Here is a 16895-nt window from a genome sequence, read left to right on the forward strand (position 1 = left end):
CCTAGGCCTTGCCCTTCTCCTCGGCCGCGGCCTTGTCCATCTCGGCGAGCTTCGCCAGGCGGGCGTTGTAGGCGGCCAGCTCGTCGTCCTCGGAGCGCCCGCCGGGCCGGGCGGCGCGGTCGGCCCTGCGGTCCATGCGGCGGGCCTGGCGCTGGTCGTCGGCGTACCACTGGAACGCCATCACGATGAGGACGATGAACGTCGGGATCTCCCCGAACGCCCACGCGATCGCGCCGCCGGTGTGCTGGTCGTGCAGCGTCGTCGTGCCCCACGGCGGGTCGACGGCCCCGTACCACCCGCGCGCGAGCGCCTGGCTCATGCTCATCAGGGCGATGCCGAAGAAGGCGTGGAACGGCATCGTGATGAACAGCAGGAGGAGCCGCCCCGGGTAGGGCAGCTTCTTCGGCGCCGGGTCGACGCCGAGCAGCACCCAGAAGAACAGCGACCCGGCCGCGAGGAAGTGCACCATCATCGCGATGTGGCCGAGGTGGTTGCGCATCGCCGCCTCGAACAGCGGCGTGAAGTACAGCGCGAACGTGCTCACCACGAAGATGGCCGTCGCGATCCCGGGATGCGCGACGAACTTCAGGTAGCGGCTGTGCAGCAGCGCGGTCAGCCACTCGCGCGGGCCGCGGTCGCCGCGCACCCGGGCGGGCTTCAGCGCGCGCAGCGCCAGCGTCACCGGCGCGCCGACGACGAGGAAGATCGGCGTCAGCATGTTCAGCACCATGTGCTGCGCCATGTGCACGCTGAACAGGATCGGCGCGTACTTGGCGACGCCGGTCTGCGTGACGGCGAGCATGGTGGCGAGGCCGATGAACCAGGCGGCGGTGCGGCCCATCGGCCAGGCGTCGCCGCGCCGCCGCAGCCGGACCACGGCGCCGATGTAGAGGCCGCCGAGGACGGCGGCGAGGGCGGCGAAGAACAGGTCGAACTGCCAGAGCGTGAGCAGCCGCACCGGGGTGATCTCGGGCGGCATGTCGTAGCCGAGCAGCGACTTGACCGCGGACTCCGGCTGGGTCGGCGGGGGCGGCGCGGTGCGGGCGAGCGCCACGGCGAGGCCCATGGTGGCCGCCATCACGGCCGCCTCGACGGACGCGAACCGCGCGAACGCCCCGGGCCGGCGGGCGTCGACGGCGGGCAGCGTCCGGGTCCGGTGCCACCAGCCGAACCAGCCGAGCACCCCGAACGCGACGATCTTGCCGAGGGCGAGCCGCCCGTAGTCCGTGGTCACCAGCTCGGCGGGGTCGGGCAGCCGGACGATCACGTTGACCAGCCCGCTGGCGCCGACGGTGATGTAGCACCACAGGGCCATGCGGCTGAACCGGTCGGCCATGATCGGCAGCCGGTCGCGGCGGAGCAGCGCGTGCGCGCCGACGACGGCGAGCCCGCCGACCCACGGCGCGACCGCGGCGACGTGCAGGGCGACCCCGGTCACCGCGGTGGAGTGGTTGGCGGCCGAGGCGGAGTGCCCGGTGAGCGGCGCGGGCAGCAGCGCGATCCCGGCCATGGCCAGCAGCCCGAACGCGGCGGCGGGCGTGGTGGTGGTGCGCGCCAGCAGCGCCACCACCACGGCCAGCAGCACCACGATCATGAGGGCGGTGCCCTGCGGCAGGGAGCCGACGTAGCTGCTCAGCTCGCTGCCGGTGAGGACCTGCCCGGCCGGCTGGCCGAGGACGTCCGCGACGGTGAAGACCAGGGTGGCCGCCGCGGCGGCGGCCCACCCGGCGGCGATCCAGGACGCGGCGTTCAGGTAGCCGATCGCGTCCTTCGACAGCCGGGCCGCGCCGCGCCCGCCCTCGACCGGCAGGAACGCGGCGGCGGCCAGCAGGGCGCCGACGGTCAGCGCGGACAGCAGGTCCATGGCCGTCCGGGACGCGGGCAGCCCCCACCGGGTGAGGGCGCCGGCGTCGCCGAGGCCGGGGATGACCTTCTCGGTGACCGCGCCGCCGAGGACCAGCCCGGCCACCAGCACCGCGGCGGCCGAGGCCGCCGAGCCCGCCGCGACCGCGGCGGCCCGCCAGACGCCCGGGCTGCCCTTACTCACTTCCGGTTGCCGCCTGGTGCTTGCGCTTGGCGCGGAACACGATGCCGACGCCGATGCCGACGCCGACGAGGAGCCCGGCGACGATCAGCGCCCACAGGACCGCACCGGAGCCGGTGTCCTCCTCGGCGGCGGCCTGCTCCTGGTCGACCTTGAGCGGCTGCTCGTTCGCGGTGGCGGCGTCGCCGGTCTGCTGCTCGGCGCCGACCCCGCCGGCGGACGGCGCGGGCTCGGCGGCCTCGCCCCCGGTGGCGGTGAACGTCAGGTCGTCGCTCTCGATCGGGTGCCCGTCCTCGCCGACGACCCGGTAGGCCACCGTGTAGGACCCCGCGGGCAGCGGCCCGGTCAGCTTCTGCGTCACCGTCGTGCCGGAGCGCTCCGCCTCGCCCGCCTGGTACGTCTTGTCCTGGGCGTCCTTGACGACGACCTTCGCCAGGCTGATCTTGTCGCTGAAGACGAGCTTGACCTCGGTGACCGACTCCGCCGACTCGCCCTTGCCGGGCGTGCTGTCGAGGAGGCGGGCGTGCGCCAGCGCGGGGGTCGCGGTCACGGCGCCGAGGACGAGGGCGAGGGCGGCGACGACGCCGAGACGGCGCGCCGGCCGGAGGGGCTTGCGGATGTTCATGGATGGCCGGGTTCTCTAGTGAGTTGAAGGGCTGCATCTACCCTACTGAGCCCGCCACCATGGCACGCTCCGGGTCGCGAAGTGCCGCGATCCGGGAAAAACGATCAGCTGCAGTCGCAGCAGCAGCCGTCGCAGCAGTCGCAATCGCAGTCGCAGCACTCGCAGCAGTCGCAGCAGCCGTCGCAGCCCCCGTCGCAGTTGCGCGTGCACCAGCAGCGGTCCCCGCACGAGCCGCCGTGATGCTCGCTCCACTCCGGCTGGAAGACCCCGCAGGTGGCGCAGACGAGCGTCCCGGTGAAGCACGGGACCGGCCAGCCGGGGCGCGGCGGCCGGGGCCCGCCCTCCTGCGCGTCCTCGGGGGCGGCGAAGACCCGGTCGACGGAGCGGCCCACCTCGCGGTCCAGCAGCGCCCGGACGAGCCGCGGCCGCTCCAGCTCCAGGTCGGCGAGGGCGAGGCGGAGGCCGTGCAGGGCGTCGTCCGCGTGCCGGCGGGCCTCGGCGAGGCCGGTGCCGGTGGCGAGCAGCGGGTTGTAGGCGCCGGACGCCCGGTCGTCCGCGAGGTCCTCGACGGCGTCGATCAGGTGCGCGAGGCGGCCGAAGAATCGGCCCGCCTCGGCGAGCGCCTCGGCGTTGCCCTCCTTGCCCGCGAGCACGGCCGTGTGCGCGAACACGGCGGCGACGGCCGTCTCCGCCGGCTCGGTGAGGTCGAGCAGTCCGAGGCCGGGCGCGGACTCCAGGACGGGCTGGCGCGCGACGGCGTCGCGCAGGACCGACGGGTCGAAGCCGACCGCGGCGCCCGTCCGCTCCCCCGCCGCGTCCCACCGGCCGGCCATCCGCGCGGCCGCGGCGGCGACCGGCCGCCGCCGGTACGGGCCGTCGCCGTCCGCGACGTGGTCGCGGGTCTTGCCCGCCGCGAGCAGCAGCGACGCCGCGGCGGCCAGCCGCGCGCCCTGCGCCCGCGCCGCGACGACCTCCGCGGTCCGCATGCCGCGCAGCGCGCACGGACCGGCCTTGCGGCGCGGCGACAGCTCCGGCGCCTGCGCCTCGACCAGGACGGAGACCAGCAGCCCGTCGTAGTTGGTGACGAGCCGCGCGGCCTGGCCGTGCTCGGCCCGCAGCGTCAGGCACAGCCCGCAGAGATGCGCCATCCAGTCCTTGAACAACGACCCGCACAGGACATGCCTGCAAGGACGGACCACACCGAACACCCGTAACTCCCCAACCTCAGGAAACCCGCAGCATTATGGACGCCGCGGACCCGGGACCGGTTCGGTCACACCCCCACGCAGGTGAGCGCGCGCCGGTAGGCGGCCATGCGGTGCTCCTCGGCGGTGCCTGCCCCGGCCAGCACCTCGGCGAGGTCGAACCACGCCTGCGCCGCCTCCCGGGAGGACTCCATCTGCTCCAGGCAGGTCGCGGCCCGGGTCAGCACCTCGACGGCCCGGTCCCGGCGGCCGAGCCGCACCGACGCCTCGCCGAGCACGGTCAGCGCCCCGGCGGTGGCCCGGCGCGGGGCGTCCCCGAGCAGGTCGAGCGCCTCCTCGGCGAGCGCCACCGCCTCGGCGGGACGGCCGAGCGCGGTCTCCGCGCGGGCCAGCTCGGTCAGGCACCAGGCGACGTCGATCTCCCCGGACGAGCTGGCGCTGATCTCGCCGCGCACCCGGGTCAGCAGCTCGCGGGCGCGGGCGGCCTGGTCGGGCCGGGCGCGCAGCAGCAGCCCGGCGTAGATGACGCGGAGCCGGTTCAGGTCGCGCGGGTCCTCGCCGTCGCCGGCCAGCATCAGCGCCCGCTCGGCCAGCGTGACGCCGTCCTCGTACTCGCCGCGGATCTCCGCGACGTAGGCGGCCTCCCAGTAGGCGACCATCCGCGCCCGGGGGCTGCCGATGCGCTCGGCCCGCTCGACGAGCTGGGCGGCGAGGTGGCGGGCCCGGACGAGGTCGCCGCGCTCGATGAACGCGGCGAGCAGCGCCGCGCCGAGGTGCACGGCGGCGTCGGTGGAGTCGGCGCCGGTCGCGATGAGGTGGCGCAGCGCGCTCTCGGCCGCCTCGACTCCGGCGCTGACGTCGCCGCGCTCGCGCAGGCAGCGGCTCAGCGCGACGTGCACCTTCGCCCAGTGGTCGAGGTCGGCCTCGGCGGAGGCCTCCTCGGTCAGCGCGGTCAGCTCGGCGATCGCCTCCTCCAGCTCGCCGGCGGCCTCCAGCGCGAGGGCGTGGCCCCAGCGCGCCTGGTGGAGCATCTCGGGCAGCGCGACCGCGTCGGCGTTCGCGAGCACCTCGGCGAACCGGGCCCGCGCCTCGGCCGCCGCGCCGTTGCTCAGCGCGATCTCGGCGTAGTCGAGGGTGACGCGCAGCTCGTCCACCACGTCCTCGCTGACCCCGCTGACCAGGTAGGTCGCCGAGCAGTTCAGCTTCCCGGCCAGCAGCTCGACCACGCTCGAGGCCGGCACCCGCTTGTCGCTCTCGATCAGCGAGATGTAGCTGTCGGACAGCTCGGGGAAGGCCAGCTGCGCCTGGCTCACGCCCTGCCGGATCCGCAGGGCGCGAATCCGCTGCCCCAGTGTCTCCCGGTCCATTGTTGCCACCGCCTACAGGATGCTCGCCCGCGGCGCCCGCGCGCAGGGCGAGGAAGAAGTGAACCAGGGAAGGCTATAGCGGACGCCTCGCCCCCGTCACGCTCCGGAGTCTTCTCAGCGGCTAATCTGTCCACGCCATTTCCGGACCGACGCGGCCGGAACCCACGCTGCGGAAAGCGGAGCGCCCGCCATGTCCAAGACCAGTACCGTGAAGACCGACGATTCACCGCCGGCCGGCGGGCGCGGGCCGCTGGAGCGGCTGTTCGATCTCCGCGGGCGCGGTACCACCGTCCCGCGCGAGCTGCGCGGCGGCGTGACCACGTTCTTCGCGATGGCCTACATCATCCTGCTGAACCCGATCATCCTCGGCGGGGCGAAGGACGTCACCGGCGCGGCGCTGTCGATCCCGCAGCTGACCACGATGACCGCGCTGTCCGCCGCGGTCACCACGGTGATCATGGGCCTGGTGGGCAACGCGCCGCTGGCGCTCGCCGCGGGCCTCGGCATCAACGCGGTCGTGGCGTTCCAGGCGGCGCCGGTGATGACCTGGCCGCAGGCGATGGGCCTGGTGGTGATCGAGGGCCTGGTCATCGTGGTGCTGGCGCTCACCGGCATCCGCGAGCGGATCATGAACTCGATCCCGCTGGCGCTCAAGCACGCGATCGCGGTCGGCATCGGCGCGTTCATCGCGCTGGTCGGCCTGTTCGACTCGGGGTTCGTCACCTCCAGCGCCACCAGCCCGCCGCTGTCCCTCGGCAGCGGCGGCCGCCTGCAGACCTGGCCGACGCTGGTGTTCGCGCTCACCCTGCTGCTGATGATCGTCCTCTACGTGCGGCGGGTGCCCGGCGCCATCCTGATCAGCATCATCGCCGGGACGATCGGCGCCGTGGCGATCCAGGAGAACGCGTCCATCAAGGAGGGCGGCTGGGGCGTCGTCACCCCGGACATGCCCGACAAGCTGTTCGCCGCACCCGACTTCGGGCTGTTCGGGGAGATCGACCTGTTCGGCGGGTTCGGCCGGGCCGGGGTGATCACCGCGCTGGTCGTGCTGTTCACCCTGGTGCTGTCGGGCTTCTTCGACGCGATGGGCACGATCCTCGGGGTCAGCGACGAGGCCGGGCTGCTGGACGAGAGGGGCCAGGTGCCGCGGCTCGGCCGGATCCTGTCGGTGGACGGCCTGTCCGCCGCGTTCGGCGGCCTCACCAGCTCGTCCGCCAACACGGTGTTCGTGGAGTCGGCGGCCGGCGTCGGCGAGGGCGCCCGGACCGGCCTCGCCAACATCGCCACCGGCGCGCTGTTCGCGGTGACGCTGTTCCTCACCCCGCTCGCCGCGACCGTCCCGGCGCAGGCCGCGGCGCCCGCGCTGGTCGTCGTCGGCGCGCTGATGATGACGCAGGTCGCGAAGGTGGACTGGTCCGACCTGGAGCTGACGATCCCGGCGTTCCTCACCATCGTGCTGATGCCGTTCACCTTCTCGATCACCATCGGGATCGGCGGCGGGATGGTCGCCTACGCGCTGATCAAGCTCGCCAAGGGCAAGGTCCGCGAGGTGTCGGTCTGGCTGTGGCCGGTGGTGGTGCTGTTCCTGATCTTCTTCGCGATCCACCCGATCGAGGAGTGGCTGGGCGTGCGCTAGCCACCCCGGGAGAACACGGCTCTGCGGCCATTTGAGACTCTGGGACGCGTTTGCGGGTGTCAAATAGTGCCGTCTTGGCGTAAGCAGAAGGTAGGGCCTTACCTCCCGGCGTGAAAGGCGTGGCTGTGGTGTCCGCGGACTCTCCCTCCCGTCCGTCTCCGCCGGGTCACGTCCTGCTGGCGCCTGACAGGTTCCCGGGGGCGCTGACCGCGGCGCAGGCGGCGCGGCATCTGGCGGCCGGGCTGCGCCGCGCCCGCCCGGACGTCCCGCTGGTGGAGCTGCCCGTGGCCGACGGCGGCGAGGGCACCGTGGAGGCGGCGGTGGCGGCCGGGTGGCGGGGCGTGGACGTCGAGGTGTGCGGGCCGACGGGGCGGCCGGTCACCGCGCGGCTGGCGCTGAACGGCCGCAGCGCGGTGGTGGAGCTGGCCGAGGCGTCCGGCGTGCGCCGGCTGCCGGGCGGCAAGCCGCGCCCGCTCACCGCGTCCAGCCTCGGGACGGGCCAGCTGATCGCGCACGCGCTGCGGCTCGGCGCGCGGCGGATCGTGCTCGGCCTCGGCGGCGGCGCCTGCGCCGACGGCGGCGCGGGCCTCGTGCAGGGGCTCGGGGGGCGGCTGCTGGACGCGCTCGGCAAGGACCTGCCGCCCGGCGGGGCGGCGCTGCGCTCGCTGCACGCCCTCGACCTGCGCGGCCTGCCCGATATGTCGGGCATCGAGGTGGTGGTGGCGGGCGACTCCGCGGGACCCCTGCTCGGCCGCGCCGGCGCCGCGGCCGTGGACGGCCCGCGCCGCGGCGCGAGCCGCGACGAGGTCCGGGTGCTGGACGCCGGGCTGCGCCGCTGGGCCGACCTGGCGGAGGCGGCCGCGCGCCGGGCGGCCCGCGACCTGCCGGGCGCCGGCGCGGCCGGCGGGGTCGGGTTCGCCGCGCTCACCTTCCTCGGCGCGACGATCGAGCCCGGCCCGGCGCTGCTGCTGGACCTGCTGGGATTCGCCGAGAAGGCGCGCGGCGCCCGGCTCGTCGTCACCGGCGAGGGCACCCTCGACGCCCGGTCGCTGCGCGGCACCGCGCCGATCGGGGCGGCCCGCGCCGCCGCCCGCGCGGGCGCGCCGGTCGTCGCGGTGGCCGGCCGCCGCGCGCTCACCGGCGAGCAGCTCCGCAAGGCGCGCATCCAGGCCGCGTACGCGCTGGCCGACATCGAGCCGGACGAGGAGCGCCGCGTCCGGCGGACCGGGCCGCTGCTGGAGCAGCTGACGGTCGCCATCGCGGACGAGTGGCTGCCCGCGCGCCCCTAGCGTGCATCGTTCCACCGGACATTCCCCACTTCCGGGACGGCCGCATCGTCAACCGTCTACGATTCGACCCGGCGGCGGACTTCGAGAACTCAACAGCGGCACGAGGCGGACACGGCATGGCCGAACAGCAGTACGACTGGGCGTCCCTCGGGATCGACACCACGAAGCCGAGCATCGCTCGGACCTACGACGTGGTGCTGCGGGGCAAGGACAACTTCGAGGTCGACCGGGCCTTCGTGGCCGAGATCGTGAAGATCATCCCGGAGATCTACGACGTCGCCGCCTACAACCGGGAGATCCTCGGCCGCGGCGTGCGGTACCTGGCCGGCGAGGCGGGCCTCGACCAGTTCCTCGACCTCGGCTCCGGGCTGCCGACCGTGCAGAACACCCACGAGGTCGCGCAGGCCACCCGGCCCGGCGCGAAGGTGGTGTACGTCGACAACGACCCGATCGTCCTCGCGCACGGGCGGGCGCTGCTGGCCGAGAACGGGGACACCACGGTCATCACCGCCGACATCCGCGACCCGGCCGGGATCATCGCGCACGAGGACGTCCGGCGGCTGATCGACTTCGGCCGGCCGGTCGGCGTCATGCTGGTCGGCATCCTGCACCACCTGCACGACGACGAGGACCCGCAGGGCATCGTCGAGACGCTGATGGACGCGGTGCCCTCCGGCAGCCACCTGTTCGTCACGGCGTTCTGCGCGTCCAGCCAGGAGGCCGTCGACGCCGAGGTGCAGTACCAGGGGCTGCTCGGCACCGGCCGGTTCCGGACGCCGGAGGAGATCGGCCGGTACTTCGACGGCCTGGAGCTCCTCGACCCCGGCCTCGTCCCGCTGCCGCTGTGGCGGCCGGACGGGGACGTCCCAGACGAGCTGACCGTCGGGCAGCGCCTCATGTACGGGGGCATCGCCCGCAAGCCGTGAGCCGCCGCCGGGCGCGCCGGGGCCCGCCACCGGGCGCGCTTTACACAGTGTCGCCGAAGTACTCGATGCGTTGACACACTGCCGATGGTCCGGGGCGGGCTCCCCACCGCACGCTGTAGGCGTAGGTCCTGGTCAGCGTTGACGGAGGAGCCCCCCGGTGAAGATCGGTGTGCCGCGAGAGATCAAGAACCACGAGTACCGGGTGGCCATCACGCCGGCGGGCGTGCACGAGCTGACCCGGCACGGCCACGAGGTGTTCGTCGAGCGGGGCGCCGGCCTGGGGTCGGCGATCCCGGACGACGACTACACCGCCGCCGGCGCCAAGATCCTGGACGGCCCGGACGAGGTGTGGGCGGAGGGCGACCTGATCCTCAAGGTCAAGGAGCCGATCGCGCCGGAGTACCCGCGCATGCGCGCCGGCCAGGTCCTGTTCACCTACCTGCACCTCGCCGCGTCCCGCGAGTGCACCGACGCGCTGCTGGCGGCCGGCGTCACCGCGATCGCCTACGAGACCGTCCAGCTGCCCGACCGCTCGCTGCCGCTGCTCGCCCCCATGTCGGAGGTCGCCGGGCGGCTCGCCCCGCAGGTCGGCGCGTACAACCTGATGGCGTCCAACGGCGGGCGCGGCGTGCTGCCGGGCGGGGTGCCGGGCGTGGCCCCGGCCAAGGTCGTCGTGATCGGCGGCGGGGTGTCCGGCCTCAACGCCGCGCAGGTCGCCGTCGGGATGGGCGCGGACGTGACCGTCCTGGACGTGGACGTCGACCGCCTCCGCCACATCGACGCGATCTACCAGGGCCGCCTCCGGACGCTCGTGTCCAGCGCCTACACCGTCGAGCAGGAGGCCCGCGCCGCCGACCTGGTCATCGGCGCGGTGCTGATCCCCGGCGCCCGCGCGCCCAAGCTGATCTCCAACGACCTGGTCGCCGGGATGAAGGAGGGCTCCGTCCTGGTGGACATCGCGATCGACCAGGGCGGCTGCTTCGAGGACTCCCGCCCCACCACGCACGCCGACCCGACCTACCGGGTGCACGGCTCGATCTTCTACTGCGTGGCGAACATGCCCGGCTCCGTCCCGAACACCTCCACCTACGCCCTCACCGGCGTCACGCTCCCCTACGCCGTGCAGCTCGCCGACAAGGGCTGGCACCGCGCCCTGCGGGAGAACGGCGCGCTGGCCCGCGGCCTCAACACGCAGGCCGGCGCGCTCGTCTACGACCACGTCGCCGAGGCGCACGGCCTCCCCTACACGCCGCTCAGCTCGATCCTGGACTGACGGCGCTCACCCCCGCCCTCCCCCGTCCCGGGGTTCCGGGGCGGCGCCCCGCCGGGTAGACACTCCACCATGGGCGAACTGATCTTGGTGCGGCACGGGGAGACGGAGTGGAGCCGGGCGCGCCGGCACACCGGGCTGACGGACCTGCCGCTGACCGCGCACGGCGAGGACCAGGCGCGGGCGCTGCGCGGGGCGCTGAAGGAGCGGCGCGTCGCGCGGACGCTGGTCAGCCCCGCGCGGCGGGCGCGGCGGACCGCCGAACTGGCCGGGCTCACCGCGGACGCGATCGACCCCGACCTGTGGGAGTGGGACTACGGCGGCTACGAGGGGAGGACCACGGCGGAGATCCGCGAGGAGCGGCCCGGATGGTTCCTGTGGGACGACGGGGTGGTCCCGGGGGACGCCGGGCATCCGGGCGAGACCGTCGAGCAGGTCGGCGCGCGGGCGGCCGCGGTGCTCGCGCGCGTGGACCCGCTCCCCGCGGACGGCGACGTCGTGCTCGTCGCCCACGGCCATTTCCTGCGGGTGCTCACCGCGCGCCGGCTCGGCCTGGAGCCCGCGCAGGGACGGCTGTTCGCGCTCGCCACCGGGACGCTGTCGGCGCTCGGCGCCGAGCACGGTCGGCCGGTCGTCAGCGCCTGGAACGTCCCGCCGTGCCGACCCGGCCGGCGGCCCGGTCCGGAGGCCCCGGTCAGCGCATAAGGTACCTGTAGGGGGATGTCCCCCAGGGGTACCCGGACGTGCGCCCCCGGAAGGATTGCGGAGGACGGTAATGGCGACCAGCGAGACCCCCACCCGCGGGTACACCGCCACGAAGGACCAGCTGCAGACCAGGCTGGCCCGGATCGAGGGCCAGGTGCGCGGCATCGACCGGATGGTCGCGGACGACCGCTACTGCATCGACATCCTCACCCAGATCAGCGCCGTCCAGGCGGCCCTGGACAAGGTGGCCCTCGGCCTGCTGGACGGGCACGTCCGGCACTGCGTGGCGGAGGGCGCCGAGGAGGGCAAGGGCGACGAGATGTCCACCGAGCTGATGGCGGCCGTCGGCCGGCTCATGCGCCGCGGCTGACCCCGGCCCGCCCGGCTCGCCCGGCTCGCTCCCCCCGGCCCGCTCCCCCTCGGCCGGTCACAGGTGCGGGTGGTCTCCAGGGCAACCCGGTCCCCCGTCTCCCCCGGCGTGCAGCCCGCTGCGCTCCATGTTCCCGGCCAGCGTGCGCCACCCGTGCAGGAAGTGCCTTCGCTCGGTGGGCGTGAGCGACTCCAGCGTGGTGCGCAGCGGGCGCAGCCGGCGCCACGCGAACCGCTCGATCGCCGCGCGGTGCGCCTCCGCCAGGCTGACGATCATGCGGCGGCGGTCCCGGTCGTCCGGGCGCCGCTCGACGAAGCCGCCGCGCTGCAGCTCGCCGACCAGCTGGCTGACCGTGGCCGGGCTGAGCGCCATGTGCCGGGCGAGCACGCCCACCGGCGCCGGGCCGTGCAGGACGAGCTGCACCAGCACCGGGACGTGCCGGGGCCCGAGCCCGGCCGCCTTCACCCGGCGGATGACCTCCTCGGCGTCGGCGTGACCGCCCTTCATGCCGCGCATCGTCCGCACCATGAGCTGGACCATCGTCTCCATGTCGGCGTCGATGGACGCGTCGGTGACGATGCGATCCTCGGACATACCTTGAAGTTCAACACATTTCGTGATGCACTGCAAAACATTGAACTTCAAGATGTTTCACGTCTTGGGCCACGGGGACTCGGGGCTACCGGAACTTCTGGCAAGGGGGACGACCATGGCCGAAAGTCCGTCCACCAAGGTGGCGCCGCCGGGCGGATCCGGCGGCGGCGAACGGCTCGACCGGCAGACGATCGTGCTCGGCCTCGTGATCGTGGCCGGGACGGTGATGGCGATCCTGGACACCACGATCGTCAACGTCGCCCTGGAGACGCTCGGGCGCGACTTCCGCACCGACCTGTCCACCATCCAGTGGGTCATCACCGGCTACCTGCTGGCCATGGGCAGCGTCATCCCGCTCACCGGCTGGGCCGTCGACAGGTTCGGCGGGCGGGCGGTGTGGCTGACCTCCATCACGCTGTTCGTGGCCGGCTCCGTGCTGTCGGGCTCGGCGTGGAACATCGGCTCGCTGATCGTCTTCCGGGTGCTGCAGGGGCTCGGCGGCGGCATGCTGATGCCGACCGGCATGGCGATCCTGACGATGGCGGCCGGCCCGCGCCGGCTCGGCCGGATCATGAGCATCGTCGGCGTGCCGATGCTGCTCGGCCCCGTCCTCGGCCCGGTGCTCGGCGGGTGGCTGGTCGAGGACGTCCACTGGCGCTGGATCTTCTTCGTCAACGTGCCGGTCGGCATGCTGGCCTTCGCGCTGGCCTGGTGGAAGGTGCCGCGCGGCCGGATGGAGGGCGGCGCGTCGGCGCTCGACCTGCGCGGGCTGCTCCTCCTGCCGCCCGGCTTCGCGCTGCTGATCTACGGGCTGTCCACCGCGAGCAGCGAGGGCGGCTTCGGGAACGCCACCACGATCGGCTGGCTGGCCGCGGGCGCCGCCCTGGTCGCGCTGTTCGCGCTGCACAGCCTGCGCCGCCGCGAACGCGCGCTGATCGACGTGCGGCTGTTCACCGACCGGACGTTCACGACCGCGTCCGCCGCGGTGTTCCTCGTCGGCATCGCGCTGATGGGCTCGATGCTGCTGATCCCGCTCTTCTACCAGACCGTGCACGGCGAGGGCGCGTTCGCCGCCGGCCTGCTGCTGGCCCCGCAGGGCCTCGGCGCGGCGCTCGCGATGCCGCTGGCCGGCGTGATCACCGACCGGTTCGGCGCCGGCCGCATCGTGCCGGTGGGCATCGTGCTGCTGGTGCTCGGCACCGTCCCGTTCGCGATGGTGGACGCGGGCACGTCCTACTGGCTGCTCGGCGGGGCGCTGCTCGTGCGCGGCATCGGGCTCGGCTGCACGATGATGCCGACCATGTCGGCCGCGCTCACGACGCTGCGCCGCGAGGCGGTGTCGCGGGCCAGCAGCTCGCTGAACATCATCATGCAGCTCGGCGGGTCGGTCGGCACCGCGCTGCTCGCCGTCATCCTGTCCCGCGAGATCAGCGACCGGCTCCCGCAGGCGGCCGCCGGGGGCGGCGCGGGCGCCGTCGGCTCCATCCCGGACCGGGTCCGCGAGCAGATCGCGCCGAAGCTGGCGGACGCGTTCGGCAGCACGTTCTGGGTGGCGCTGGCCCTCACCGCGGTGCTGATCGTCCCGGCGCTGCTGCTGCCGCGCCACGGCGCGCGGCACGACGAGGACGCGGACGCTCCCCCGCCGATGGCGTGAGCGCCGGCGGCCCGGGCGGGGCGCCGGTCAGGACGCGATCGACCAGGTGGCCAGGCCCGCCTCGTGCTCGCGCATGAGGCGCCTGGCCCGCCGGGCGTCCGGCGAGTACCGGTACCGCTCCGGGACGACCCGCGTGGTGCGGTACAGGCCCTTCAGCGTCAGCGTCGCCGCGAGGTCGGACGTGGGCAGGCCCGGCAGCCCGTACATGCGGCGGGCCCAGCGCGGCAGCGTCGCGACGGTCAGCGTCCCGACGGCCGGCGCGGCGAGCTTCAGCGGCAGCAGGTGGCGCGGGACGGCCGGGCTGAACATGCGGCGCAGCCCCTCGCGCGCCTCCCGGCACGCCCAGATCCGCCGCCGCATGTCCTCGTAGTAGTCCTTCATCTCGGCGACCGTCGCGGGCACGTCCGCCGGGTCGAGCCCGACGACCGCGGCGGCGCGGCGCTGCTCGTCGACGAAGGTGTCGGCGTCCTCGTCGGTCAGCGGGACGCCGGCGCGGCGCGCCACGTCCAGGTAGGAGTCGACCTCGCCCATGTGGACCCAGAGCAGGTTCTCCGGGTCGTCGATCGGGAACGTCTCGCCGGTGCGCATGTCGAGGCCGGTGAGCTTGGCGTGCAGCCGGCGGACGCGGCGGCCCACCCGCTCGACCTCCTCCTCGGTGCCGTAGGTGCGGACGCGGACGAACTCCACCGTCCGGGTCAGCCGCGCCCACGCGGCGGCGGGGTCCATGAGCTCGGAGTTCTGCGCGGTCCCCCACATCGAGCGGGGATGGAGGGCCTGCAGCAGCAGCGCCCGGATCCCGCCGATCATCAGCACGGGCTCGCCCATGACCCGCCAGGTCACCGAGCCGGGCCCGAACAGCCCGTGGTCCGCCCCCACCTCGCTCAGCTCGCCCACATCGACCGCCTTCCTCCGCCGCGACCGGCAGTACACGTCCCGGCCAGGGTAAACAAGAACTTACCCTGCCATGACGCAGGTCACACGGACGGGGGTCAGTCCTCCGCCGGATCCTCCACCGCGTCGTCGCGCTCGCCGGGCTCGGTCTGCTCGGTGATCCAGGCGAGGTAGTCCATGCTGCCCGCCACCACCGGGGTCGCGATGATCTCCGGGGTGTCGTAGGAGTGCCCCTCGGTGATCAGGGAGGCCAGCTCGTCGAAGCGGTCGGCGGAGGTCTTGAACAGCACCATCCACTCCTCCGCCGACTCGATCTCGCCCTCCCACCAGTAGGTGCTGGCGATCGGCCCGACCAGCTGCGCGCAGGCCGCGAGCCGCTCGGCGACCGCCGACCGCGCCAGCTCGGCGGCCTCCGCCCGCGAGTCGGTCGCGGTCGTCACCTGCACGTACGAGTGCGCCATGGCCCGACTCCTTCCCGTTCACCGTCCGCGCACGCCATCATGGCCCGTCCCGGCACCGCCGCGGTCACCGGGCCGGGTGGACGACCAGCGCGCTGCCGCCGCCCCGCCGGACGGGCTCCGCGACCGCCTGCACGAGCCCCGGCCGCAGGAACTCCAGCGCCGTCGCGGCGCCGATCACGCCCGCCGGCGGGCCGGGGAAGACCTCCAGCCGGTGCCCCCGCGCGGCGAGGTCGCGGCCGTACCGGTCGAGGAACGGCTGCTCGGCGTACACGAGCGGGGTGTTGCGCTGCGTCGCGCGGGGCGCGTTCAGCGCCGCGGGCAGGTCCATGCCGAGGTCGATGCGGTTCATCAGGATCTGCAGCACGGTCGTGATGATCGTCGAGCCGCCGGGGGTGCCGAGCGCCAGCTTCGGCCGCCCGTCCTCCAGCACGAGAGTCGGGGACATGCTGCTGCGCGGCCGCTTGTGCGGGCCGGGCAGGTTCGGGTCGGGCGCCTGGCCGGGGGCGGGCGGCTGGAAGGAGAAGTCGGTCAGCTCGTTGTTGAGCAGGAAGCCGCGGCCGGGGACGGTGATGCCGCTGCCGCCGAACTGCTCGATCGACACCGTGTAGGACGCGACGTTCCCCCACTTGTCGGCGACGACGAGGTGGGTGGTCTGCGGGCCCTCGAACGCCAGCGCGCGGGTCTGCGTGCCGGGCGGCACGCACGGCTCGTAGCGCCCGTCGGGCGAGCCGGGCGCGACCGGCGCCGGCGCGGCCCGGTCCGGCTTGATCAGGCACGCGCGCTCGCGGGCGAACCCGGCGGACAGCAGTTCGTCCAGCGGCACGCGGACCTTGTCGGCGTCGCCGAGGTAGCGCCCGCGGTCGGCGTAGGCGAGCTTGGACGCCTCCAGGTAGTAGTGCAGGGCGGTGACCGGGTCGCGGGCGTCGAGGCGGAAGTTGCCGAGGATGTCGAGCGCCTCGCCGATCGTGGCGCCGCCGGACGACGACGGCGGCATCCCGTACACGTCCATACCCCGGTAGGGGACGTGCGTGGGCTTGCGGACCACTGCCCGGTAGGCGGCGAGGTCGGCGCGCTCCATCAGGCCGGGACGCACGTCGCGGGCGGCGCCGGGGTCGACGGGCGGCTCGGCGACCGTCCGGGCGATCTCCCTGCCGAGCCCGCCCTCGTAGAACCAGCCGATGCCGCGCCTCGCGAGCTGCCGGTAGGTGTCGGCGAGGTCGGGGTTGCGGAACACCGAGCCGACCTCGGGGACCTTCCCGCCCGGCAGGAACAGCTCGCGGGTGGGGACGATGTCGCGGAAGCGGGCCTCGTTCACCGCCGTCTGGTCGTGGAACTCCTGGTCGACGACGAACCCCCGGTCGGCGATCTTGATCGCCGGGCGCAGCAGGCGGCCGAGGTCGCGGGTGCCGAAGCGGCGCAGGGCGAGGTCCCACTGCGCGAGGGTGCCGGGCACGCCGACGCTGAGCCCGCTGGTGACGGCCTGGTCGAACGGCAGCGGCCGCCCGGTGGCGGGGTCGATGAACGCGTCCTGCCTCATCCGCTTCGGCGCGAACTCGCGGCCGTCGATGGCGTAGACGCGGCGCTTCCGCGCGTCGTAGTAGGTGATGTAGCCCCCGCCTCCGATCGCGGACACGTACGGCTCGGTGACGCCGAGCGTCGCGCCGGCGGCGACGGCCGCGTCCATCGCGTTGCCGCCGTGCTTGAGGACGTCCAGGGCCGTGCGGCTGGCGTCCAGGTCGACCGTGGACACGGCGCCGCCGAAGCCGGTGGCGACCGGCTGCTTGACCGGGGGCCGCCCCACGCCTGCTCGTCGGTGACGCTCACGACGCGGTCGTGGCCGCGGAAGTGCGCCCGGACC

15 protein-coding genes are annotated in these 16895 nt (G+C 74.3%); 7 read left to right on the plus strand and 8 right to left on the minus strand.

The window, feature by feature from the left end:
- Nucleotide 1 precedes the first annotated feature (1 nt).
- The 4 genes from ABTW95_RS13315 to ABTW95_RS13330 all read right to left on the minus strand — a co-directional run bounded on the left by ABTW95_RS13315 (nucleotide 2) and on the right by ABTW95_RS13330 (nucleotide 5241).
- Entirely contained in the window at nucleotides 2-2047 is a 2046-nt protein-coding gene (locus ABTW95_RS13315) for a bifunctional copper resistance protein CopD/cytochrome c oxidase assembly protein (RefSeq protein ID WP_396450725.1), read from the minus strand.
- The gene (locus ABTW95_RS13320; protein ID WP_396450723.1) at nucleotides 2040-2669 is read right to left on the minus strand and encodes a copper resistance CopC family protein; all 630 of its coding nucleotides are present in this window, start codon (nucleotides 2667-2669) and stop codon (nucleotides 2040-2042) included. The genes ABTW95_RS13315 and ABTW95_RS13320 overlap by 8 nt, the downstream gene beginning before the upstream one ends.
- A 104-nt stretch (nucleotides 2670-2773) precedes the next feature.
- Complete coding sequence (locus tag ABTW95_RS13325) at nucleotides 2774-3877, minus strand: DUF5685 family protein (RefSeq protein ID WP_396454773.1); 1104 nt, start codon at nucleotides 3875-3877, stop codon at nucleotides 2774-2776.
- A 65-nt stretch (nucleotides 3878-3942) separates the two neighbouring features.
- A complete protein-coding gene (locus ABTW95_RS13330; RefSeq protein WP_500226370.1) occupies nucleotides 3943-5241 on the minus strand; it encodes a helix-turn-helix domain-containing protein in 1299 nt (432 codons plus the stop codon).
- 190 nt (nucleotides 5242-5431) lie between these two features.
- On the opposite strand from ABTW95_RS13330, the gene ABTW95_RS13335 reads away from it, so the two are divergent.
- The 6 genes from ABTW95_RS13335 (at nucleotide 5432) to ABTW95_RS13360 (ending at nucleotide 11437) form a co-directional block, all read left to right on the plus strand.
- Nucleotides 5432-6877 (plus strand): NCS2 family permease, encoded by a 1446-nt coding sequence (locus ABTW95_RS13335; RefSeq protein WP_396450720.1) that lies wholly within the window; start codon nucleotides 5432-5434, stop codon nucleotides 6875-6877.
- Nucleotides 6878-7002: 125 nt separating this feature from the next.
- Entirely contained in the window at nucleotides 7003-8166 is a 1164-nt protein-coding gene (locus ABTW95_RS13340) for a glycerate kinase (RefSeq protein ID WP_396454775.1), read from the plus strand.
- 116 nt (nucleotides 8167-8282) lie between these two features.
- Entirely contained in the window at nucleotides 8283-9092 is an 810-nt protein-coding gene (locus ABTW95_RS13345; RefSeq protein WP_396446953.1) for an SAM-dependent methyltransferase, read from the plus strand.
- A gap of 157 nt (nucleotides 9093-9249) precedes the next feature.
- A complete protein-coding gene (gene ald, locus ABTW95_RS13350) occupies nucleotides 9250-10365 on the plus strand; it encodes an alanine dehydrogenase (RefSeq protein ID WP_396446954.1) in 1116 nt (371 codons plus the stop codon).
- A 69-nt stretch (nucleotides 10366-10434) separates the two neighbouring features.
- A complete protein-coding gene (locus ABTW95_RS13355; protein WP_396446955.1) occupies nucleotides 10435-11067 on the plus strand; it encodes a histidine phosphatase family protein in 633 nt (210 codons plus the stop codon).
- A 70-nt stretch (nucleotides 11068-11137) separates the two neighbouring features.
- Nucleotides 11138-11437, plus strand: coding sequence for a metal-sensitive transcriptional regulator (locus ABTW95_RS13360; RefSeq protein WP_386866822.1), 300 nt, complete (start codon nucleotides 11138-11140; stop codon nucleotides 11435-11437).
- 57 nt (nucleotides 11438-11494) lie between these two features.
- Here the strand turns inward: ABTW95_RS13360 and ABTW95_RS13365 are convergent, their stop codons facing one another.
- A complete protein-coding gene (locus ABTW95_RS13365) occupies nucleotides 11495-12031 on the minus strand; it encodes a MarR family winged helix-turn-helix transcriptional regulator (RefSeq protein WP_396446956.1) in 537 nt (178 codons plus the stop codon).
- A gap of 115 nt (nucleotides 12032-12146) precedes the next feature.
- Here ABTW95_RS13365 and ABTW95_RS13370 point away from each other — a divergent pair, with 115 nt between their 5' ends.
- Nucleotides 12147-13685, plus strand: a complete 1539-nt coding sequence (locus ABTW95_RS13370; protein WP_396446958.1) for an MDR family MFS transporter — start codon at nucleotides 12147-12149, stop codon at nucleotides 13683-13685.
- Between the two features lie 27 nt (nucleotides 13686-13712).
- Here the strand turns inward: ABTW95_RS13370 and ABTW95_RS13375 are convergent, their stop codons facing one another.
- The 3 genes from ABTW95_RS13375 to ggt form a co-directional block, all read right to left on the minus strand.
- Nucleotides 13713-14579: an oxygenase MpaB family protein gene (locus ABTW95_RS13375; protein WP_396446959.1), complete on the minus strand. Its 867-nt coding sequence runs from the start codon at nucleotides 14577-14579 to the stop codon at nucleotides 13713-13715.
- Between the two features lie 95 nt (nucleotides 14580-14674).
- Nucleotides 14675-15037 carry a divalent-cation tolerance protein CutA gene (gene cutA, locus ABTW95_RS13380; protein WP_396446960.1) on the minus strand — a complete coding sequence of 121 codons (363 nt, stop codon included), beginning with the start codon at nucleotides 15035-15037 and terminating at the stop codon, nucleotides 14675-14677.
- A 64-nt stretch (nucleotides 15038-15101) separates the two neighbouring features.
- A complete protein-coding gene (gene ggt, locus ABTW95_RS13385; RefSeq protein ID WP_500226371.1) occupies nucleotides 15102-16838 on the minus strand; it encodes a gamma-glutamyltransferase in 1737 nt (578 codons plus the stop codon).
- Nucleotides 16839-16895: the final 57 nt, after the last annotated feature.

Source organism: Spirillospora sp. NPDC127506, assembly GCF_040302145.1.
Lineage (GTDB): Bacteria > Actinomycetota > Actinomycetes > Streptosporangiales > Streptosporangiaceae > Spirillospora.